General features: G+C 56.5%; 18 protein-coding genes. 14 read left to right on the top strand and 4 right to left on the bottom strand.

The genetic code is table 11. The annotated features are described in order from the left end of the window. Positions 1-233: 233 nt before the first annotated feature. The 5 genes from def (at position 234) to C9J03_RS20570 (ending at position 6127) form a co-directional block, all read left to right on the top strand. Positions 234-755, top strand: a complete 522-nt coding sequence (gene def, locus C9J03_RS20590; RefSeq protein WP_044622182.1) for a peptide deformylase — start codon at positions 234-236, stop codon at positions 753-755. 28 nt (positions 756-783) lie between these two features. Then, positions 784-1728: a methionyl-tRNA formyltransferase gene (fmt, locus tag C9J03_RS20585; protein WP_044622183.1), complete on the top strand. Its 945-nt coding sequence runs from the start codon at positions 784-786 to the stop codon at positions 1726-1728. A gap of 99 nt (positions 1729-1827) precedes the next feature. Next, the gene (gene rsmB, locus C9J03_RS20580; protein WP_044622184.1) at positions 1828-3108 is read left to right on the top strand and encodes a 16S rRNA (cytosine(967)-C(5))-methyltransferase RsmB; all 1281 of its coding nucleotides are present in this window, start codon (positions 1828-1830) and stop codon (positions 3106-3108) included. A gap of 188 nt (positions 3109-3296) precedes the next feature. Next, the gene (gene trkA, locus C9J03_RS20575) at positions 3297-4673 is read left to right on the top strand and encodes a Trk system potassium transporter TrkA (RefSeq protein ID WP_039468278.1); all 1377 of its coding nucleotides are present in this window, start codon (positions 3297-3299) and stop codon (positions 4671-4673) included. An 8-nt stretch (positions 4674-4681) separates the two neighbouring features. Further along, complete coding sequence (locus C9J03_RS20570) at positions 4682-6127, top strand: TrkH family potassium uptake protein (RefSeq protein WP_044622185.1); 1446 nt, start codon at positions 4682-4684, stop codon at positions 6125-6127. 84 nt (positions 6128-6211) lie between these two features. Here C9J03_RS20570 and trhA read toward each other — a convergent pair whose 3' ends face one another. From trhA to C9J03_RS20555, 3 genes are all read right to left on the bottom strand, one after another. Next, positions 6212-6871 carry a PAQR family membrane homeostasis protein TrhA gene (trhA, locus tag C9J03_RS20565; protein WP_044622186.1) on the bottom strand — a complete coding sequence of 220 codons (660 nt, stop codon included), beginning with the start codon at positions 6869-6871 and terminating at the stop codon, positions 6212-6214. A gap of 135 nt (positions 6872-7006) precedes the next feature. Then, on the bottom strand, positions 7007-7795 hold the full coding sequence (locus tag C9J03_RS20560) for a sporulation protein (RefSeq protein ID WP_044622187.1): 789 nt from the start codon (positions 7793-7795) through the stop codon (positions 7007-7009). A gap of 161 nt (positions 7796-7956) precedes the next feature. After that, on the bottom strand, positions 7957-8634 hold the full coding sequence (locus C9J03_RS20555) for a FadR/GntR family transcriptional regulator (RefSeq protein WP_044622188.1): 678 nt from the start codon (positions 8632-8634) through the stop codon (positions 7957-7959). 342 nt (positions 8635-8976) lie between these two features. Here C9J03_RS20555 and C9J03_RS20550 point away from each other — a divergent pair, with 342 nt between their 5' ends. From C9J03_RS20550 to C9J03_RS20530, 5 genes are all read left to right on the top strand, one after another. Continuing rightward, positions 8977-9156: a hypothetical protein gene (locus C9J03_RS20550; protein WP_039468264.1), complete on the top strand. Its 180-nt coding sequence runs from the start codon at positions 8977-8979 to the stop codon at positions 9154-9156. Positions 9157-9296: 140 nt separating this feature from the next. Continuing rightward, a complete protein-coding gene (locus tag C9J03_RS20545) occupies positions 9297-9563 on the top strand; it encodes a YihD family protein (RefSeq protein WP_044622189.1) in 267 nt (88 codons plus the stop codon). A 263-nt stretch (positions 9564-9826) separates the two neighbouring features. Beyond that, the gene (ccoG, locus tag C9J03_RS20540) at positions 9827-11251 is read left to right on the top strand and encodes a cytochrome c oxidase accessory protein CcoG (protein ID WP_044622190.1); all 1425 of its coding nucleotides are present in this window, start codon (positions 9827-9829) and stop codon (positions 11249-11251) included. Positions 11252-11358: 107 nt separating this feature from the next. Beyond that, complete coding sequence (locus C9J03_RS20535; RefSeq protein ID WP_044622191.1) at positions 11359-12348, top strand: serine/threonine protein kinase; 990 nt, start codon at positions 11359-11361, stop codon at positions 12346-12348. A 73-nt stretch (positions 12349-12421) separates the two neighbouring features. Further along, positions 12422-13024 carry a thiol:disulfide interchange protein DsbA/DsbL gene (locus C9J03_RS20530; RefSeq protein ID WP_039468253.1) on the top strand — a complete coding sequence of 201 codons (603 nt, stop codon included), beginning with the start codon at positions 12422-12424 and terminating at the stop codon, positions 13022-13024. Between the two features lie 85 nt (positions 13025-13109). Here C9J03_RS20530 and C9J03_RS20525 read toward each other — a convergent pair whose 3' ends face one another. Further along, entirely contained in the window at positions 13110-14639 is a 1530-nt protein-coding gene (locus tag C9J03_RS20525) for a YifB family Mg chelatase-like AAA ATPase (RefSeq protein WP_044622192.1), read from the bottom strand. A 406-nt stretch (positions 14640-15045) separates the two neighbouring features. Between C9J03_RS20525 and ilvG the strand changes: the two genes are divergently transcribed. The 4 genes from ilvG (at position 15046) to ilvD (ending at position 19804) form a co-directional block, all read left to right on the top strand. Further along, positions 15046-16692, top strand: a complete 1647-nt coding sequence (ilvG, locus tag C9J03_RS20520) for an acetolactate synthase 2 catalytic subunit (protein WP_044622193.1) — start codon at positions 15046-15048, stop codon at positions 16690-16692. Then, positions 16692-16940, top strand: a complete 249-nt coding sequence (ilvM, locus tag C9J03_RS20515) for an acetolactate synthase 2 small subunit (RefSeq protein ID WP_039468244.1) — start codon at positions 16692-16694, stop codon at positions 16938-16940. The genes ilvG and ilvM overlap by 1 nt, the downstream gene beginning before the upstream one ends. Positions 16941-16960: 20 nt before the next feature. Further along, on the top strand, positions 16961-17896 hold the full coding sequence (ilvE, locus tag C9J03_RS20510) for a branched-chain-amino-acid transaminase (RefSeq protein WP_044622194.1): 936 nt from the start codon (positions 16961-16963) through the stop codon (positions 17894-17896). A 66-nt stretch (positions 17897-17962) separates the two neighbouring features. Further along, positions 17963-19804: a dihydroxy-acid dehydratase gene (gene ilvD / locus C9J03_RS20505; RefSeq protein ID WP_044622195.1), complete on the top strand. Its 1842-nt coding sequence runs from the start codon at positions 17963-17965 to the stop codon at positions 19802-19804. The last annotated feature ends 4 nt before the right edge of the window (positions 19805-19808 follow it).

Here is a 19808-nt window from a genome sequence, read left to right as displayed (position 1 = left end):
TCACCGCCCCTTTGCCGTGTCCAGCGAACGCGACCTGTTCCCTCGGAGTTTTCGGCCGGCTTCACTTTTCCGGCGCGGGTGTTGCAGGCCGTTGAGGTGGCGCATGCAGGTGTCACACAGGGTCAATGCCAGCAGGTACTGCAACGGGGTACTATGATTTGGCTTTTAAAATGACTAGAATTAGAACAATTGAACGATCCCTGTTATCAGTACTGTCTTTAAAACGAGTATCTATGTCTGTATTGCAAGTATTAACATTCCCTGACGAGCGCCTGCGCACGGTTGCCAAACCGGTTGAAGCTGTGACCCCTGAGATCCAGAAGTTTGTCGATGACATGCTGGAAACCATGTACGACGAAGAAGGGATCGGCCTGGCTGCAACTCAGGTGGACTTCCACCAGCGCATCGTGGTGATCGACCTGTCGGAAGAGCGCAATGAGCCAATGGTACTGATCAACCCAGAAATCATCGAAAAGCGCGGTGAGGACGGTATCGAAGAAGGCTGCCTGTCGGTGCCTGGAGCCCGTGCCCTGGTACCACGTGCGGCAGAGGTGACGGTGAAAGCCCTGAACCGTGACGGCGAGGAATTCACCTTCGAGGCCGACGACCTATTGGCTATCTGCGTCCAGCACGAGCTTGACCATCTCGAAGGTAAGCTGTTTGTCGATTACCTGTCACCGCTAAAGCGCAAGCGTATCCAGGACAAGCTGACCAAAATCAAGCGCTTCAACGAAAAACACGCGAACAAAGCCTAATTCGCCCACCTGATTTAAGGACGCTACCTTGAGCAAACCTTTGAAAATTGTTTTTGCAGGTACTCCGGATTTCGCCGCCCGTCACCTGGCGGCGTTATTGTCTTCGGAGCACGACGTGATTGCGGTTTATACCCAGCCTGACCGTCCGGCGGGTCGCGGTAAAAAGCTGACTGCCAGCCCAGTCAAGAATATCGCGCTTGAGCACAATATCCCGGTTTACCAGCCGGAAAACTTCAAGTCCGACGAAGCCAAGCAGCAACTGGCAGACCTGGATGCCGACATCATGGTGGTGGTGGCCTACGGCCTGCTATTGCCACAGGCGGTACTGGATACCCCAAAACTCGGCTGTATCAATGTCCACGGCTCTATCCTGCCGCGCTGGCGGGGTGCCGCGCCAATCCAGCGCTCGATCTGGGCCGGCGATAAAGAAACCGGCGTGACTATCATGCAGATGGATATCGGCCTGGATACCGGTGACATGCTAAAGATTGCCACCCTGCCGATTGAACCTAGCGATACCAGCGCCTCGATGTACGAGAAACTGGCCGAACTGGGTCCCGTTGCTCTGGTAGACTGCCTAGCTGATATTGCCGAGGGCAAAGCCGCTCCTGAAAAGCAGGATGACGCACTAGCCAACTACGCCAAGAAGCTTAGCAAGGAAGAGGCCTGCATCAACTGGGCCGATGACGCTGAGCATATCGAGCGCTGCATCCGTGCCTTCAACCCATGGCCGATGAGCTATTTCGTGGTTGCCGAACAGAACGTCAAAGTCTGGCAGGCCCGTGTTGAAGCCGATAATCAAGGTAAGGCACCGGGAACAATTCTGGCAGCCGACAAGCAGGGGATCCTGGTGGCCACCGGCCAAGGGGCACTGCGCCTGACCGAGCTCCAGCCGCCGGGCAAAAAAGCGATGAAGGCACACGATCTGCTGAACTCGCGCCGCGAATGGTTCGAACCCGGTACGGTACTGTAACCTTCCAAGGGCCAGTGCTTGCACTGGCCTTACTTTTTTCACCCCGAAGCCACGGCACAATGAACCCTTGGCCGCGGGTCAACACATCAGGAAATCTGCATGAACGTAAGAGCTGCAGCAGCCAAGGTTATCTATCAAGTGGTTGATCAGGGCCAGTCGCTTTCTACCGCCCTGCCAGCTGCCCAACAAGATATCAAAGAGCGTGACCATGCGCTGCTCCAAGAGATCTGCTATGGCGTACTGCGCTGGCTGCCACGTCTGGAGTCAATCACCCAGCAACTGATGGACAAGCCGCTCAAAGGCAAACAGCGCGTCTTCCACCACCTTATTCTGGTCGGTCTTTACCAGTTGGGTTATATGCGTATCCCGCCCCACGCCGCCGTCGCCGAAACGGTCAATGCCACCAAGAACCTGAAAAAGCCGCAGCTGCGCGGCCTGATCAATGCTATTTTGCGCAACTACCAGCGCCAGCAGGAAAGCCTTGATGAACAAGCGACCAGTCATGATGCCGGTCGCTACGGTCATCCTGGCTGGTTGCTCAAGCTGCTAAAAGCCAGCTACCCGGAGCAACTTGATCGCATCACCACCGCCAACAATACCAAGGCCCCGATGTGGCTGCGGGTCAACCGCCAGCACCACACTCGCGATGCCTACCGCGCCCTGCTGGACGAGGCCGGGATCGAAACCGAGATCCACTCTGAAGCACCGGATGCCCTCAAGCTCCATGCTCCTTGCGATGTCAACAAGCTGCCGGGCTTCGCCGATGGCTGGGTGTCCGTCCAAGATGCCGCCGCCCAGCTGTCGGTAGAATACCTCCAGCCTCAGGCCGGCGAACTGATCCTCGATTGCTGCGCGGCACCGGGTGGCAAAACCGCCCATATCATGGAGCGCCAGCCGGATACCCAAGTGGTCGCTATCGATTGTGATGACAACCGTCTCAAACGGGTACATGACAATTTGCAGCGCCTTAACCTGAAAGCCCAGGTTCTGTGTGCCGATGCCCGCCACCCTGAACAGTGGTGGCAAGGCGAACAGTTCGACCGCATCTTGCTCGATGCGCCATGTTCGGCCACCGGCGTGATCCGCCGCCATCCGGACATCAAGTGGCTACGCCGCGCCGATGACATCGCCGCGCTGGCCCAGTTGCAGTCTGAAATCGTCGATGCCATGTGGCAACAGCTCAAGCCAGGCGGCACCTTGGTCTATGCAACCTGCTCAATCACCCCACAGGAAAACAGCGAGCAGGTCAAAGCCTTCCTTGAGCGCACTGCCGATGCCGAGCTGATCGGTAGCGATCGCCAGCAACCCGGTCGCCAGATATTACCGGGCGAACAGGATATGGACGGCTTCTACTATGCCGTTATGCGCAAAACAAGCTAAATAGCCGATAACGGAACTTGACCATCAAGTTCCGTTTTTTTGTTCACATTTCGGGACGTTAAGCGGGTAATTCAGCGTGTTCGCTTTCTATCGCTGAAAACTAAGTTATTCTAAATGAGCAGAGTTCTGCATGACCCTTATCCCGAAGCGTAGTAACCTACAACGATTCTATTAATCAGGCATATGCTATGAAAATTATCATTCTCGGCGCCGGACAGGTCGGTGGTACCCTTGCCGAAAACCTGGTTGGCGAGAACAACGATATTACTATCGTCGATAAGGACCCAGAGCGCCTGCGCGAGCTGCAAGATAAGTATGATCTGCGGGTTGTGCAGGGCTTTGCCAGCCATCCCCGCACCCTGCGTGAAGCTGGGGCTCAGGATGCCGACATGCTGGTCTCGGTCACCAACTCCGATGAAACCAATATGATCGCCTGCCAGATCGCCTTTACCCTGTTCAACACCCCAAACCGGGTGGCCCGTATCCGATCGCCGGAATACCTCAAGGAAAAGGATCAGTTGTTCCAGTCCGACGCCGTGCCGGTCGATCACCTCATCGCCCCGGAAGAACTGGTAACCGGTTATATCGAACGCCTGATCGAATACCCGGGCGCCCTGCAGGTGGTCGGTTTTGCCGAAGACAAAGTCGGCCTGGTTGCCGTCAAAGCCTATTACGGTGGCCCGCTGGTCGGTAACGCCCTGTCTGCGCTGCGCGAGCATATGCCCCATGTCGATACCCGAGTGGCTGCGATTTTCCGTCAGGGTCGGCCGATCCGCCCGCGTGGCACCACGATTATCGAAGCCGATGACGAAGTGTTCTTCGTCGCCGCCAGCAACCATATCCGCTCGGTCATGAGTGAACTGCAACGCCTTGAAAAACCGTACAAGCGCCTGATGATTGTCGGTGGCGGTAACATCGGGGCAGGCCTTGCCCGCCGCCTCGAGCAGAACTACAGCGTCAAGCTGATCGAGCGCAATCCGGAACGGGCGGAAAACCTGTCCGAGATGCTAGAAAACACCATCGTGTTCTGTGGGGATGCTTCCGATCAGGAACTGCTGAGCGAAGAGCACATCGAGCAGATCGACGTGTTCATTGCCGTGACCAACGATGACGAAGCCAACATCATGTCGGCCATGCTGGCCAAGCGGATGGGGGCCAAAAAGGTCATGGTGCTGATCCAGCGCGGGGCCTACGTCGATCTGGTCCAGGGCGGGACGATTGATATTGCGATCTCGCCACAGCAGGCCACGATATCGGCCCTGCTGACCCATGTCCGCAAAGCCGATATCGTCAATGTTTCCTCGCTCCGCCGCGGGGCGGCCGAAGCCATCGAGGCCATTGCCCACGGTGACTCAAGCACTTCCAAGGTAGTCGGCAGGGCCGTCGGCGAGATCAAGCTACCGCCGGGCACCACTATCGGTGCGGTCGTCCGTGGTGAAGAGGTACTGATAGCCCATGACCGGACCGTGATCGAACAAAACGACCACGTGGTCATGTTCCTGGTCGACAAGAAATACATCCCAGACGTTGAACGCCTGTTCCAACCAAGCCCGTTCTTCCTGTAGCATCCATCATGGTCAACTTTCGTCCCATTCTATTCGTGATAGGGCTGGTCTTATCCAAGATCGCCCTGTTCATGTATGTCCCGACCCTGGTGGCCTTCGCCACTGGGACTGAGGGATTTATCGACTTCGCCACCGCAGTTCTGATCACCCATGTGGTGGCTTTCCTGTGCCTGACATTCGGCCGAACCAGCGAGTTCAAGCTCGGGGTAAGGGATATGTTCCTGATCACCACCCTGGTGTGGACCATTGCCAGTGCCTTTGCCGCCTTGCCGTTTGTCTTTATCAACCATATCAGCTTCACCGATGCCTATTTCGAGACCATGTCGGGGATCACCACCACCGGCTCGACGGTCCTGAGCGGCTTGGATGATATGGCTCCAAGCATCTTGCTCTGGCGCTCCACCCTGCAGTGGCTGGGTGGGATCGGCTTTATCGTTATGGGGGTGGCCATCCTACCGATGCTCAACGTCGGTGGTATGCGCCTGTTCCAGACCGAGTCCTCCGACTGGTCCGATAAAAGCTCACCGCGGACCAAGAGCGTGGCCAAGAATATAGTCAATGTCTACCTCAGCCTGACCGGCCTGTGTTTCCTCGGTTACCTGCTGACAGGCATGAACACCTTCGATGCCATCAACCATGCCTTTACCACCCTGTCGACCGGGGGCTACTCGACCTCGGACGGTTCAATGAACCACTTCTCCAACAGTGCCCACTGGGTGGCGATAGTGTTCATGTTTGCCGGTGGTTTGCCGTTCCTGCTGTTTGTCCAGGCGCTGCGCAAACGAGAGGCCCGCACCTTACTGAGTGATGCCCAAGTAAGGGGGTTCACCCTCTTGGTGCTCGCCGCCGGGCTTGCCGTTGCGCTGTGGTTAACCTGGCAGTTGGACTACCGCTTTATCGACGCCTTCCGGGTCTCGCTGTTCAATATTATTTCGGTGGTCACCACCACCGGCTTCGGCCTCGATGATTTCACCGCCTGGGGACCATTCCCGACCATAGTGTTCGCCTTCATCATGCTGGTCGGCGGCTGCTCGGGTTCGACAGCGGGGGGGATCAAGATCTTCCGTTTCCAGGTCGCTTTCGCCCTGCTGCGCAAACAGATGATGCAGCTGATCCATCCATCGGGGGTGTTTATCCAGCGCTATAACGGCCGCCCGGTGACCGATGGGATTGTCCGCTCGGTGGTTGCCTTTGCCCTGACCTTTGTCCTTACCATCGTCGTGGTAGCCGCTGTCCTCGGTATGCAGGGGCTCGATGCCGTCACCAGTATTACCGGTGCTGTCACCGCCGTGGCCAACGTCGGCCCGGGCATGGGCAATGTGATAGGCCCGACCGGCAACTTTGCTACCTTGCCCGATCTGGCCAAGTGGACCCTGAGCTTCGGTATGCTGATGGGAAGGCTGGAAATCCTGACCGTACTGGTCGTGTTCTTCCCGGCATTCTGGCGCAACTAGCCATACCGCCTGCGCAGAAAACAAAAGAGAGCCAACCGGCTCTCTTTTTTATTGCCACAAGCAGATATATGCCGCGCACCGGGATCAGACCGGCGTAACGTAGAAATAAATCGCCAGGAAATGACAAACAGTACCGCCCAGCACAAACAAGTGCCAAATCGCATGGTTATAGGGGATACGCTTGTTGACATAGAACACCACCCCGACCGAGTAAACAATGCCCCCTACGGCCAGCAATACCAAGCCTCCGGTGGCCAAGGACATCGCCAACGGGTAGATGGCTATCAGCGACAGCCACCCCATAGTCAGGTATGTCGCCAATGACAGCCGTTTGAAGCGATAGACAAAGGCGATTTTCAGCATAATACCAACCAGTGCGATGGCCCAGATCACCACCATCAGGGTGATCGCCAGCGGTGTTCGCAGCGATATCAGGAGAAACGGGGTATAGGTACCGGCAATTAGCAAATAGATGGCGCAATGATCAAAGATCTTCAGTGCCCGCTTGGCCCGTTCGAACGGGATCGCGTGATACAGGGTCGATGCCAGGTAGAGCAAAATCATGCTGGCACCATAAATACTCAGGCTGGTAATACTCAGCGCATCGGCATCAGCACCGACCGCCTGAACGAGCAGCAAGACTAGGCCAATAATCCCAAATACCATGCCTAGGGCATGGCTCACACTGTTTGCTACCTCCTCCGTTACTGAATACCCCGATTCGATCGCCACCTGCTCTGCCATTGCTGTCGTCCTCATAAATAGAGTTTATGCTCAATAGATCAGCAGTATGGCACATTAAGCTTACAGGTGTAAGCTGAAATGGATATTTTTTAGCAACCGTTCTCATTTCACGGTCAGGCAGCCCAATGAAGCCAGTTAGGTTGCTTGGTCTAAAAAAGCCAGTACCCGCTCGCCAGCCTGCTGCGGATGGAGGCTGGCCGGGATCTCGCAGTAGCGCTCCAGCTCGCCACGGCCAAGCAGCCCCGCCAGCATCCCGCTGAAACCACGCTGACGGCGGTCGATTTCAAACCACATCTGCAGGCCCGATTCATCACGGTAGACCACGACTTCCAGTTCACGCCATCGACCATGGTATGGCCCAGATACCGGCACAAACTCAAACTCTTGAACAAATGGCAGGGCAAACCCTTTGGCCGCCTCGCATTCGACCTGGCGGATCCTCAGGCCGGCTAGCTCGAGGGCCGAGAACACCCCATCCAAGAGGGGATCGGGCCTCACCGTTAGCAAGTCTTTGTCCTTGGCATCAAAAGCCAGCGGCATATCGAGATGCGTTTCCAGCCAGACATGGGAGTCACCGATGGTGATAGGGGTATTGAAGGGCAGCGACAGGCTAACCTCAAAATGCCGCTCCTCGTTGGCACCGATGACGAACGAATAGGGCAGGGACCATTCCGCCAGACGGCAGATCTGGGTGATTTTTTCCTTGCGGTGCTGGCTATCTCCCCGGCTGGTTTCCACTTCATCCTCGTAGCGGCAACACAGGAACAAGTGGATATTATCGATTTGCTGCTCCACCTTCCCCCCATGGACCTGCACGTCGACCGCCAAGGGCTCACCCGGGATCAATACCCCCTGAGGCAGCACGGTATCGACCCGAGCCGAACCAATGCCAAGGCTGGCCAGGCTTTTGCGGAATAATGACATCAGAGCATCTCCTTTGCTGCATGCGCATGGCCCACGCGACCCGGTACGCACTTTCAATATGAAATGATACTTATATTGCAGTGAACACAGTATCGCTTCAAGAGGGACTAAGCGATCTGGTGCACAAACAAAAAACGAAGCCGAAGCTTCGTTTTCTTGGTCTAGCGCAGCAGTTCAATGGTGGCCTGCCTGGCCGCTTCCGGATCGCGGGCCATAATCCCGTCCACCACCCTCTGGTGCAGCTCCAGCTTCAGCAGTTTCTCCCGGGTGATCACCCTGAAATAGCTTTCGAATACCGCTTTGAACAGGTTGCCGAACGGGCTGATGAAATGATTGCCCGACGCAAAATAAATCAGCTGATGGTAGCGGGTATCGACGTCAACCCAACGTTCCTGATCGAACTGCTCGCCCAGGGCATGCATCTCCGCCATCAGGCGACAGAGCTCCTCGCGATCAACCTCGTTGGCATTGAGGGCGGTCAGTGCCGCGGCCTCTGGCTCCAGGGAGATCCTGACCCGCTGGAATTCAGATACCAGATCACCTTGCTGCTCGAAATTAAGCCAGGCCAACAAGTCCTGATCCAGGTAATTCCAATTGCGCTTCGGCAGCACCCGGGTGCCGATACGCGGACGGGGCAATACCATCCCCTTGGCCGCGAGCATTTTGATTGCTTCTCGAATCGCGGTTCGGCTTACCCCGTACATTTCGCCCAGTTCCACTTCCCCCGGCAAAATATCACCCGGTGCCGTTTCTCCGCGCAAGATCTGTTGTCCTATTGACTCTGCCAGTTTATAAGACAAATTACGGCTGGTGACCCGTCGCTGCTGATCGTGATCCATTAACTCCCTCCAGAGGCTGTTGTTATCGTCCCGCCTTGACTCATCGGGCAGGCATTTATAGCCAGCAAGGCTGCATTAGACCACAAAGCGGCACCAGATAAACGGCTTATCTTCACAGATGACGAGACGGGTAACAATTCGCTTGCATGCACCGAAAAAAACAGAACCGAATACCACGCACATGGTCAATTAATACTCGACTTAATGATAGGTTGTTGCTATTCTCGCGGCGAAAAATTAAACACCATTTTATTCCCGCAGAGGAACGGCCCAGCCAACAACACAGATGCGGCAATAATCTATTCACCCTGGCCACGGAAGCGCCTGACTAATAGGTAAATCATGCGCCCAGCCTCGTTTGTCAGGTACAGTACACCTCGCAGCCCATCTCGCCTGCGCAGTACCTCGCACGCCCCAACACTGAAAAGCAAGAAAAACCACGCCGCAGTTCAGCCCCTGCCGGTGACCCCAGCCTCTCACAAGGCTGATGTCATCCTCGGCAGCAGCGAACAAGCTGCGTAGCGCGAAACGTGTGCAGGGCAGCCTCGGGCTGCCCTTTTATTTGCCTCCAGCTATTTGTATCCATCCCTTCTTTGTTATAACGTTACCCACACTATAAATATGACTATAAAAATACATCAGCCTTTACTAGCGGAGTTATTATGAAGACCCATCGCGTCAATGAAATGATTGAACTCATTCACCCTGAATGGCTCAAGGATCCGGATCTAAACTTGGTTCAGTTTCTGTTGAAACTGGCGGAAGAAGCCAAATTCGAAGGTAAGCTGGAAGATCTGACCGACGACATTCTGATTTACCACCTGAAGATGCGTAACAGCGAGAAGCAGGAAATGATCCCTGGTATCGCCAAAGACTGCGAAGACGATTTCAAAACCGCCATCTTGCGTGCCCGCGGCATCATCAAGTGATCCCCTGCTGGGCCGCTGCGGCCCAGCCTCTTCTCTTTTCCGAGCGTCCATGCGCCTGACCACATTCCTCCCGTGATCAGCCGCCACCTCACACTCTCGCTATCCATTGCCTAAATTATGACCTTGCTAGCGTACTCCCCCCCGCGGCTAGGATATACTCCCCCCTGTAACATTTATTTACCAATCTCTTACAATTACAACGTACTGGCCGGCAATGTACCGGCTGTGCTGCACGCCAAGCAGCATCCAAGGAAAGTAATGTCATGACCCAAGAGAAAATCAAGATAAAGGATGCCACCCCGCCGACCTTCAACCCGAAGACCCACAAAGGGGGGGCAGACCGCTTTAACCCCGGCAACCGAATATATGTCCGGGCCGCCAAGGGGGTATACCAACAACTTCGTCGCCGCATGGGCTGGCTGCTGATGCTGCTGTTTATGGGACTCCCCTGGATCCCCTATGGCGACCGCCAGGCCATCCTGCTCGATATTGGCCAACAGCAATTCAACTTTTTCGGCACCACCCTGTGGCCCCAGGATCTGACCTTACTGGCCACCCTGTTCATGATTGCAGCCTTTGCCCTGTTTTTTGTCACCACCTTCCTCGGCCGGGTATGGTGCGGCTATTTCTGCCCGCAGACCGTGTGGACCTTCATCTATATCTGGTTTGAGGAAAAACTCGAAGGGCCCGCCAACAAACGCCGCAAGCAAGACAGCATGAGGCCCACGGCCAAGCTCATTGGCCGTAAAGTCCTCAAGCATCTTGCCTGGCTCGCCGTGGCCCTCGCCACCGGGCTGACCTTTGTCGGCTATTTCCTGCCGATCAAATCCCTGGTGATCGACTTCTTTACTTTGAGTACCAGTTTCTGGGCTGGCTTCTGGGTGCTGTTCTTTACCGGCTGCACCTATGCCAACGCCGGTTGGATGCGCTCGATTGTCTGCATCCATATGTGCCCTTACGCCCGCTTCCAGTCAGCCATGTTCGACAAGGACACCTATATCGTCGGCTACGACGAGGCCCGCGGCGAAGCACGCGGCCCAAGACCTCGCAAGAAAGACCCCAAGGCCCTTGGGCTCGGCGACTGCATCGACTGCAACCTGTGCGTGCAGGTTTGCCCAACGGGTATCGATATCCGTGATGGCCTGCAGTACGAATGCATCAACTGCGGTGCCTGTGTCGATGCCTGCGACGAAACCATGGCGCGCATGGGCTATGACAAGCGCCTGATCAGCTACACCACCGAGCATAAACTGGAAGGCCATCGTACCCATGTCCTGCGTCCTAAGCTGATCGGCTATGGCGGGGTGATGGTGGCGATGGTTGGCCTGTTTTTCTATCTGCTGGCAGCAGTACAACCGATGGGGCTGGACGTGATCCGCGATCGCAGCCAGTTGTTTAGGGTCAACAACCAAGGACTGGTGGAAAATACCTATACCCTCAAGATCCTCAATAAAACCCAGCAGGATACCCGCTATACGCTGTCTGTGAGCGGTATCGAGGAGATCGAGTGGTATGGCCCGCAGCAAATCAACGTCGAAGCAGGCGAAATCTTTACCCTGCCGGTCAGCCTCGGCGTCGACCCGTACCTATTGCAAGGCACGATTGCCGATATCACCTTCACCCTGACTCGGGAGAGCGATGGTAGCCAGATCCATACCGAAAGCCGTTTCATCGGCGAGTTACGCTAGCTCGGCTGCCCAACGCATGCAAAATAGTGTAAAGAAGGGGCTATGAAAGGCCCTTTCTTATTATGATGTTATAATTGCGTACAACCTGTACCTAGTGGAAAGTCACGATGACACAACAACACGGCTTCAACTTTGCCGATCTAAACCCAGACTTGTTGCTGGACGCCCTCGACAGCATCGGGATTCGGGCTGAATCCGGCTTGCTACCGCTCAACAGCTATGAGAACCGGGTTTACCAGTTTGTCGCCGAAGATGGTGCCCGCTATGTCACTAAGTTCTACCGCCCCCAGCGCTGGACCGACGAACAGATCGGCGAAGAGCACCAGTTCACGCTGGAGCTGGCCGAGCAAGAGATTCCCGTGGCAGCCCCGATCAACATCGCCGGCCATACCCTGCACCCTTTTCAGCACCACCGCCTGGCCTTATTTCCTAGCATGGGCGGGCGCCAGTTCGAAGTCGACAATTTTGACCAGCTCGAGTGGGTCGGGCGCTTCTTGGGCCGGATCCACCGGGTAGGCCAGCGCACAACATTCCAGCACCGACCGACCATCGGTCTCGAAGAATACCTCTACCAGCCTCGCCAGACCCTCGAGCAGTCGGCCATGATCCCCGATCACCTCAAGCATGCTTTTTTTGCCGACCTCGATACCCTGATCCGCGAGCTGGAGCAACAGTGGCACAATGACTGGCAGTCTATCCGCCTGCACGGCGACTGCCACCCGGGTAATATCCTGTGGCGTGACGGTCCGCTGTTTGTCGATTTGGATGATGCGCGCAACGGCCCGGCTATCCAGGATCTGTGGATGCTGCTCAACGGCGAGCGCCATGACCAGCTAGCCCAGCTCGATACAATTCTGGAGGCCTATTGCGAGTTTGCCGATTTTGATCACAAACAGTTGCAACTGATTGAGCCTTTGCGCGGTCTTAGGATGGTACATTACATGGCGTGGCTGGCCCGTCGCTGGGAAGATCCTGCTTTCCCGCAGGCATTCCCTTGGTTTGCCGATGCCAAGTATTGGGAAGGCCAGGTCTTGGCCTTCAAGGAGCAGCTGGCAGCCCTCAACGAGCCGCCATTGCAACTGATGCCACAATGGTAATAAATACTAATCACGACACCGAATAAATAACGGCGTTATTTCAGACCTTTGATTTAAGGGAGTAATTTGATTCATGTTTAAGAAAATCCTAGCTTTTGCCAGCGTGGCACTGCTGTCGCTGTCGGTTCAGGCGGCGAAGTTTACCGAGGGCGATTACTACAAGGTATTGGATCTGCCAAAGTCCAGCAGCCCGGTGGTGACCGAATACTTCTCGTTTTACTGCCCACACTGCAACAGCTTCGAGCCCATCATCCAGCAGCTGAAGAAAAACCTGCCGGACAATGCCAAGCTGCAGAAGAACCACGTCTCTTTCATGGGCGGCGCGATGGGTAAGTCGATGAGCAAGGCCTACGCTACCTCCGTGGTGCTCGGCGTGGAAGACACCATGACCCCAGTGCTGTTTGCCCGCGTCCATGACATGCAAAAACCACCGCGCAACGACGACGAGCTGCGCCAGATCTTCCTGGATGAAGGCGTCAGCGCAGAAGACTTCGACGGTGCCTTCAACAGCTTTGCCGTGAACTCGATGGTGAACCGCTTCAACAAAGCCTTCCAGGACAGCGGCCTGACCGGCGTACCGGCGATTATCGTCAACAACAAGTACCAAGTTGAAGCCGGCAAGGTCAAATCTATCGACGAGTACTTCGAGCTGGTGAACTACCTGCTGACCAAATAAGTCCGTCCAGCCGATCCGCCAAACAAGACAAAAAGGCCTGCGGGCCTTTTTGTCTTACTGCTCGCTTGCTATGCCCTCTCCGCTCCTATACAGCCTGCGCAGTTAACTGACGCAGCAACCTATCCATTGCCCGGTACCCCAGTGCCTCGGCAAGATGCCCCCGCTCTATCGCTTCGCTCCCAGCCAGATCGGCAATCGTCCTCGCCACTTTGATGATCCGGTGGTAGGCCCGGATCGACAGGCCGAGCTGGTGCAAGGCGGTTTCGAGAAATTCCGCATCCTGCCTGCCAAGCTTGCAGAAGGTATCCAGCTCACGCGTCCCCAGCAGGGCATTAACCCGACCGCTGCGCTCGACCATGCAGGTTCGCGCGGCCAATACCCGTTCACGAATTACCGCACTGGGCTCGCCCCGATCGCCACCATCGGCCAGTGTCCCGCGCGGCAGCGCCGGGATCTCAATCGACATATCAAAGCGGTCGAGGAGCGGGCCGGACAAGCGGCTGAGATAGCGCAGTATGGCCTGCGGGTTGGTACGCGACTGGTTGCCCTCGTAAAAGCCGGTCGGGCTGGGATTCAAGGCACCGATAAGCTGGAACCGGGCCGGGAAAGTGGTCTTGCTGGTGGCGCGGGAGATCACGATCTCGCCGGACTCCAGCGGTTCGCGCAGCGAGTCCAACACCTTGCGCTCGAATTCCGGCATCTCGTCCAAAAACAGGATACCGTTGTGGGCAAGGGATATTTCACCGGGTCGGGGGACCGAGCCCCCACCGACCAACGCCGCCATCGAGCTGGAATGGTGAGGGGTACGGAAGGGACGCTGGCGCCAATTACTCTCATGGATATGCTGCTGGGTCAGCGAGGCAACCGCAGCAGTTTCCATCGCCTCCTCAATGGACATCGGCGGTAGCAAATCGCACAACCGGGACGCCAGCATGGTCTTACCGGTGCCGGGCGGGCCGAGAAACAGCAGGTTATGACCGCCGGCAGCGGCAATTTCCAGCGCCCGCTTGCCTTGCTGCTGGCCAATGATATCTTGCATGTCACGGGCCGGCGCGGATTGCTCTTCGAGATCAGCAACCTCAGACTGCACCAGCAACAATTCGCCCTCGCCATGCAAGTGGGCGCAGACCGCCAACAGACTTTGGGCCGATTTATGCTGCTCTTTACCCACCAGTGCCACCTGATCGCCATTGCCATCGGGTACCACCAGGCAACGCTTGGCCTGTCCGGCCGCCAAGGCCGCGGGCAGTGCTCCCTTGACCGGCCGCAACTCACCGGAAAGCGCCAACTCCCCCAAAAACTCAAAAAATTGCAGCTTATCGGCAGGTATTTGCTCCGAAGCAGCCAGGATCCCAAGAGCAATCGGTAAATCAAAACGACCGCCTTCCTTGGGCAAATCGGCTGGCGCCAGATTAACGGTTATGCGCCGCGACGGAAACTCAAACCCCGCATTGACGATGGCACTGCGCACCCGGTCCTTGGCTTCCTTGACACTGGTCTCTGGCAACCCGACCAGCTGAAAAGCGGGCATTCCATTGCTGATATGCACCTCGACAGTGACCGCAGGGGCCTGAACCCCGACACTGGCACGGCTATGGATAATGGCAAGGTTCATCAATAGTCATCCTGCTGTTATTTCAAACAAAAAAGTTAAACATTTTCACCAAATACGTTTCACCAATAGCCTATTTATGCAGCCGGATTGCAAAATAATTTTGATTTTTTTCTTGTCATGCGAGCGATGTCTGTGTTACCACTAGGTCAACACAACGTCTTAACATAAAAAATCGGACAGACAGTCAATGCAATTTATGGCCAACGCCCTCCTTCTCATTATCAACGTCATCGTGGTGCTTATTTCACTACGAGGGGGTCGGGCAGGCGTAAATTAGCAGCAAGCACAACAAACGCAGAGAAGCCCCCTAAGCCAACAGGCTAGGGGGCTTTTTTTTGGACTATTTCATCAATTTCGCTGAATTAACAATCAGCACGTCACCGACAAGGAACAGGGGAGAGCAGCGATGACGGGAGCAGAGTTAGTCGTAAAGGCGCTGCAGAAGCAGGGGATAAAAACGGTATTTGGCTACCCGGGTGGTGCCATCATGCCTATCTATGATGCCCTTTATGACGGTGGGGTCGAGCATATCCTATGCCGCCACGAACAAGGGGCTGCCATGGCCGCGATCGGCATGGCAAGAGCCACCCAGGATGTTGCCGTTTGCATGGCGACATCCGGCCCGGGCGCCACCAACCTGATGACAGGACTGGCTGACGCCTTTCTCGATTCAGTGCCTATCGTGGCTATCACTGGGCAGGTAGCCAGTTCACACATCGGTACCGATGCTTTCCAGGAAATGGACGTGATAGGCATGTCACTGGCCTGTGCCAAGCACAGCTACCTGGTGACCGATATCAACGAACTGATCCCAACGCTTGCCGAGGCTTTCGAAGTGGCCAAGACCGGCCGCCCTGGCCCAGTGGTGGTCGATATCGCCAAAGATGTCCAGCTGGCCCTGGCACCGGCAGGGGATCTGACTCCCATCACTCCCCCTGCGATCCCTGTCGTTTCCAGCGAGCAAATTGCTGCCGCCCAACACGTATTATCAGCTAGCCAGCGCCCAGTGTTGTATGTCGGTGGCGGGGTCCAACTCGCCCATGCGACCGAGACCGTCAGAACCTTCCTCGCCATGAACCCGATGCCGGCAGTCAGTACCCTCAAGGGACTGGGGACCATCGAACGCCACAACCCGCACTATTTGGGAATGCTAGGCATGCATGGCACCAAGACCGCCAACCTGGTGGTGCAGGAATGTGACCTGCTGATCGTGATCGGTGCCCGTTTCGATGACCGAGTAACCGGCAAGCTAGACACCTTCGCGCCACATGCCAAGGTGATCCATATCGATATCGATGCCGCCGAGTTCAACAAGCTACGGCATGCCCATGCGCCGCTGCGCGGAGATATCAACGTCATCCTGCCGCAACTGGAGCTCAGCCAGAACATCAGCGACTGGGTCGACTACACTGACAGCCTGCGCCAGCAGAACAAGTGGCGCTATGACCACCCGGGCGACTTGATCTATGCGCCGCTGCTGATGAAGCAGCTATCCGACATGATGCCGGACTCTTCCATCGTCTCGACCGATGTCGGCCAGCACCAGATGTGGGCGGCACAGCACATCCAGCCGCGCGAGCCGCAGAACTACATCACCTCAGCCGGCCTTGGCACCATGGGCTTTGGCCTGCCGGCGGCGATGGGGGCCAAGGTCGCCCGCCCGAATGACGAGTCCATCCTGATCACCGGTGACGGCTCGTTCATGATGAACATCCAGGAGCTGGGAACCCTCAAGCGCCGCCAGATCCCGGTCAAGATGGTGCTGATCAATAACCAGCGCCTGGGCATGGTCCGCCAGTGGCAGTCTTTGTTCTTCGATGGCCGCCATAGCGAAACCATTCTCGATGACAACCCGGATTTCGTGATGCTGGCCAAAGCCTTCGATATCCCGGGCAAAACCATCACCCGCAAGGAGGAGGTGGAGCCGGCACTAAAAGAGATGTTGGCGAGCGATACGGCTTACTTACTCCATGTATTGATCTCGGAAGAAGACAATGTATGGCCCCTCGTACCACCTGGCGCGGCAAATCAAGATATGCTGGAGAATACTTAATGGACAGATATTTACTCGACATCAAAGCGGATGATAAGCCAGTATTATTAGAGCGTATCTTGCGCGTGATCCGTCACCGTGGTTTTGTGATAAAACAAGTGAATGCAACCCAAAACCATGAAAGCAAAATCGCCAGTATCGAAATCCTTGTCGACAGCGACCGACCAATAACGACGCTGATCAACCAAATCGAAAAGCTCTGGGATATTCGTACCGTCGAAACCACACTCGTAGCAAACCGAGATTAGATTTTAAGGAAGGAACAAACATGGCCAACACAGCGGATTTTATTTGGTTCAACGGTGAAATGGTGCCTTGGGGCGATGCCAAGGTGCACGTGCTAACCCATGCCATGCATTACGGTACCTCGGTCTTCGAAGGTATCCGCTGCTACAACACCCCGAAAGGCCCGGCGGTCTTCCGCCATAAAGAACACATGGATCGTCTGAAAAACTCAGCCAAAATCTACCGCTTCCCGATCCCGTACAGCTCGGAAGAGCTGATGGAGATCTGCCGTGAGACCTTGCGGGTCAACCAGCTGGAGTCGGCGTATATCCGCCCGCTGGGCTATGTCGGCAATGTTGGCCTGGGCGTTTGCCCGCCAGTGGGCACCGAGATGGACGTGATGGTGGCGGCTTTCCCGTGGGGCTCCTACCTGGGCGAGGAAGCGCTGGAAAACGGGGTCGATGCGATGATCTCCAGCTGGCACCGTGCCGCACCGAATACCATCCCGACCGCTGCCAAGGCTGGCGGTAACTACCTGTCATCCCTGCTGGTCGGCGGTGAAGCCCGCCGCCACGGCTATGCCGAAGGGATCGCCTTGAGTGTTGACGGTTACCTGTCGGAAGGGGCAGGTGAGAACCTGTTTGTGGTTCGCAACGGCATCCTGTCGACCCCACCCACCACCAGCGCCATCCTGCCGGGGATCACCCGTGACACCATCATGACGCTGGCCAAAGAGCGCGGTTATGAAGTGCGCGAAGAAAACATTGCCCGCGAAGCCCTGTACCTTGCCGATGAGATCTTCATGACCGGGACCGCTGCCGAAATCGTGCCAGTTCGCAGCGTCGACCAGATCACCGTCGGAGAAGGTAAACGCGGCCCAGTGACCAAAGCTCTCCAGCAAGCCTACTTCGGCTTGTTCAATGGCGAGACTGAGGACAAATGGGGTTGGCTTGACTACGTTTACCCTGCCGACAAGTAAACACTGACACCGCGGCCGGTATGTCCAGCACACCGGCCAAGCAATACAGCAAAAGGATTTATCGTTATGCCCAAGTACCGCTCCGCCACTACCACCCACGGCCGTAATATGGCTGGTGCCCGTGCCCTATGGCGCGCCACCGGCGTGAAAGATGAAGATTTCGGCAAGCCAATTATTGCGGTGGTCAACTCGTTCACCCAATTTGTTCCGGGCCATGTCCACCTCAAGGATCTCGGCCAGTTAGTCGCGAAGGAAATTGAAGCGGCGGGCGGTATCGCCAAAGAATTCAATACCATTGCTGTTGATGATGGTATCGCCATGGGCCACGGTGGCATGCTCTACTCTCTGCCGTCACGCGAGCTGATCGCCGACTCGGTCGAATACATGGTCAACGCCCACTGTGCCGATGCCATGGTCTGTATCTCCAACTGCGACAAGATCACCCCGGGGATGCTGATGGCCTCGCTGCGCCTCAATATCCCGGTGATCTTTGTTTCCGGCGGCCCAATGGAAGCCGGCAAGACCAAGCTGTCGGATCAGATCCTCAAGCTGGATCTGGTTGATGCCATGATCCAGGGCGCCGATCCTAACGTCTCCGACGAGCAGAGCGAGCAGATCGAACGCTCGGCGTGCCCGACATGCGGCTCGTGCTCGGGTATGTTTACCGCCAACTCGATGAACTGCCTGACCGAAGCACTGGGCCTGAGCCAGCCTGGCAACGGCTCGATGCTGGCCACCCACGCCGACCGCGAGCAGCTGTTTATCAATGCCGGCAAGCGAATTGTCGAGCTGACCAAGCGCTACTACGAGCAGGATGATGCTAGCGCACTGCCGCGCAACATCGCGACCAAGCAAGCGTTCGAAAACGCCATGGCCCTCGATATAGCCATGGGCGGCTCAACCAACACCGTCCTTCACTTGCTCGCTGCGGCGCAGGAAGGTGAGGTCGACTTCACCATGGAAGACATCGACCGCATGTCGCGCCAGGTTCCGCACCTGTGCAAGGTGGCGCCATCGACCCAGAAATACCACATGGAGGATGTTCACCGGGCGGGTGGGGTTTACGGTATCCTGGCCGAGCTGGATCGTGCCGGCCTGTTCCACAGCAGCTGCCAGAATGTGCTTGGCCAAAGCTTTGCAGAATCATTCAAGCACTACGATGTGATGCAGACCGAGTCACAGGCAGTGAAAGACTTCTTCCGTGCCGGCCCAGCCGGGATCCGTACCACCCAGGCCTTCTCGCAAGACTGCCGCTGGGATACCCTGGATGATGACCGTGAAAACGGCTGTATCCGCAGCAAAGAACACGCCTTCAGCCAAGACGGCGGCCTGGCGGTGTTGTCCGGCAACATGGCTCTCGATGGCTGCATCGTGAAGACCGCTGGGGTCGATGAGAGCTGCCTGACCTTCACCGGCCCGGCGATTGTGTTCGAAAGCCAGGAAACCGCCGTTGAGGGGATCCTGGGGGGCAAGGTCAAAGCCGGCGATGTAGTGGTGATCCGCTACGAAGGCCCGAAAGGCGGTCCAGGTATGCAGGAGATGCTCTACCCAACCACTTACCTCAAATCCATGGGGCTGGGCAAAGAGTGCGCGCTGATCACCGACGGCCGTTTCTCCGGCGGCACCAGCGGCCTATCGATTGGCCACGTCTCGCCGGAAGCTGCCAACGGCGGCACTATCGGCCTGATCCAGGACGGCGACACCATTGCCATCGATATCCCCAACCGCAGTATCGAGCTGCAGGTCGACGAAGCAACGCTCGCCAGCCGCCGTGAGCAAGCCGAACAACGCGGCTGGAAGCCAGTGGATCGTCAGCGCGAAGTGTCCTTTGCCCTGCGCGCCTACGCCAACCTTGCGACCAGCGCCGATAAGGGTGCGGTACGCGATAAATCGAAGCTGGAAGGATAATCTA

Source organism: Photobacterium gaetbulicola (genome assembly GCF_003025515.1).
Taxonomy (GTDB): Bacteria; Pseudomonadota; Gammaproteobacteria; order Enterobacterales; family Vibrionaceae; genus Photobacterium; species Photobacterium gaetbulicola.
This window is presented reverse-complemented; position numbering and strand designations above follow the sequence as displayed.

Excerpts from the sequence above, each read along its gene's own strand:
- rsmB (WP_044622184.1), top strand. The coding sequence starts at position 1,828 with ATGAACGTAAGAGCTGCAGCAGCCAAGGTTATCTATCAAGTGGTTGAT.
- C9J03_RS20545 (WP_044622189.1), top strand. The coding sequence starts at position 9,297 with ATGAAGACCCATCGCGTCAATGAAATGATTGAACTCATTCACCCTGAA.
- C9J03_RS20560 (WP_044622187.1), bottom strand. The coding sequence starts at position 7,795 with ATGTCATTATTCCGCAAAAGCCTGGCCAGCCTTGGCATTGGTTCGGCT.
- trkA (WP_039468278.1), top strand. The coding sequence starts at position 3,297 with ATGAAAATTATCATTCTCGGCGCCGGACAGGTCGGTGGTACCCTTGCC.
- ilvG (WP_044622193.1), top strand. The coding sequence starts at position 15,046 with ATGACGGGAGCAGAGTTAGTCGTAAAGGCGCTGCAGAAGCAGGGGATA.
- def (WP_044622182.1), top strand. The coding sequence starts at position 234 with ATGTCTGTATTGCAAGTATTAACATTCCCTGACGAGCGCCTGCGCACG.
- ilvD (WP_044622195.1), top strand. The coding sequence starts at position 17,963 with ATGCCCAAGTACCGCTCCGCCACTACCACCCACGGCCGTAATATGGCT.
- trhA (WP_044622186.1), bottom strand. The coding sequence starts at position 6,871 with ATGGCAGAGCAGGTGGCGATCGAATCGGGGTATTCAGTAACGGAGGAG.
- C9J03_RS20555 (WP_044622188.1), bottom strand. The coding sequence starts at position 8,634 with ATGGATCACGATCAGCAGCGACGGGTCACCAGCCGTAATTTGTCTTAT.
- ilvM (WP_039468244.1), top strand. The coding sequence starts at position 16,692 with ATGGACAGATATTTACTCGACATCAAAGCGGATGATAAGCCAGTATTA.
- C9J03_RS20525 (WP_044622192.1), bottom strand. The coding sequence starts at position 14,639 with ATGAACCTTGCCATTATCCATAGCCGTGCCAGTGTCGGGGTTCAGGCC.
- ilvE (WP_044622194.1), top strand. The coding sequence starts at position 16,961 with ATGGCCAACACAGCGGATTTTATTTGGTTCAACGGTGAAATGGTGCCT.
- C9J03_RS20530 (WP_039468253.1), top strand. The coding sequence starts at position 12,422 with ATGTTTAAGAAAATCCTAGCTTTTGCCAGCGTGGCACTGCTGTCGCTG.
- C9J03_RS20535 (WP_044622191.1), top strand. The coding sequence starts at position 11,359 with ATGACACAACAACACGGCTTCAACTTTGCCGATCTAAACCCAGACTTG.
- C9J03_RS20550 (WP_039468264.1), top strand. The coding sequence starts at position 8,977 with ATGCGCCCAGCCTCGTTTGTCAGGTACAGTACACCTCGCAGCCCATCT.
- C9J03_RS20570 (WP_044622185.1), top strand. The coding sequence starts at position 4,682 with ATGGTCAACTTTCGTCCCATTCTATTCGTGATAGGGCTGGTCTTATCC.
- ccoG (WP_044622190.1), top strand. The coding sequence starts at position 9,827 with ATGACCCAAGAGAAAATCAAGATAAAGGATGCCACCCCGCCGACCTTC.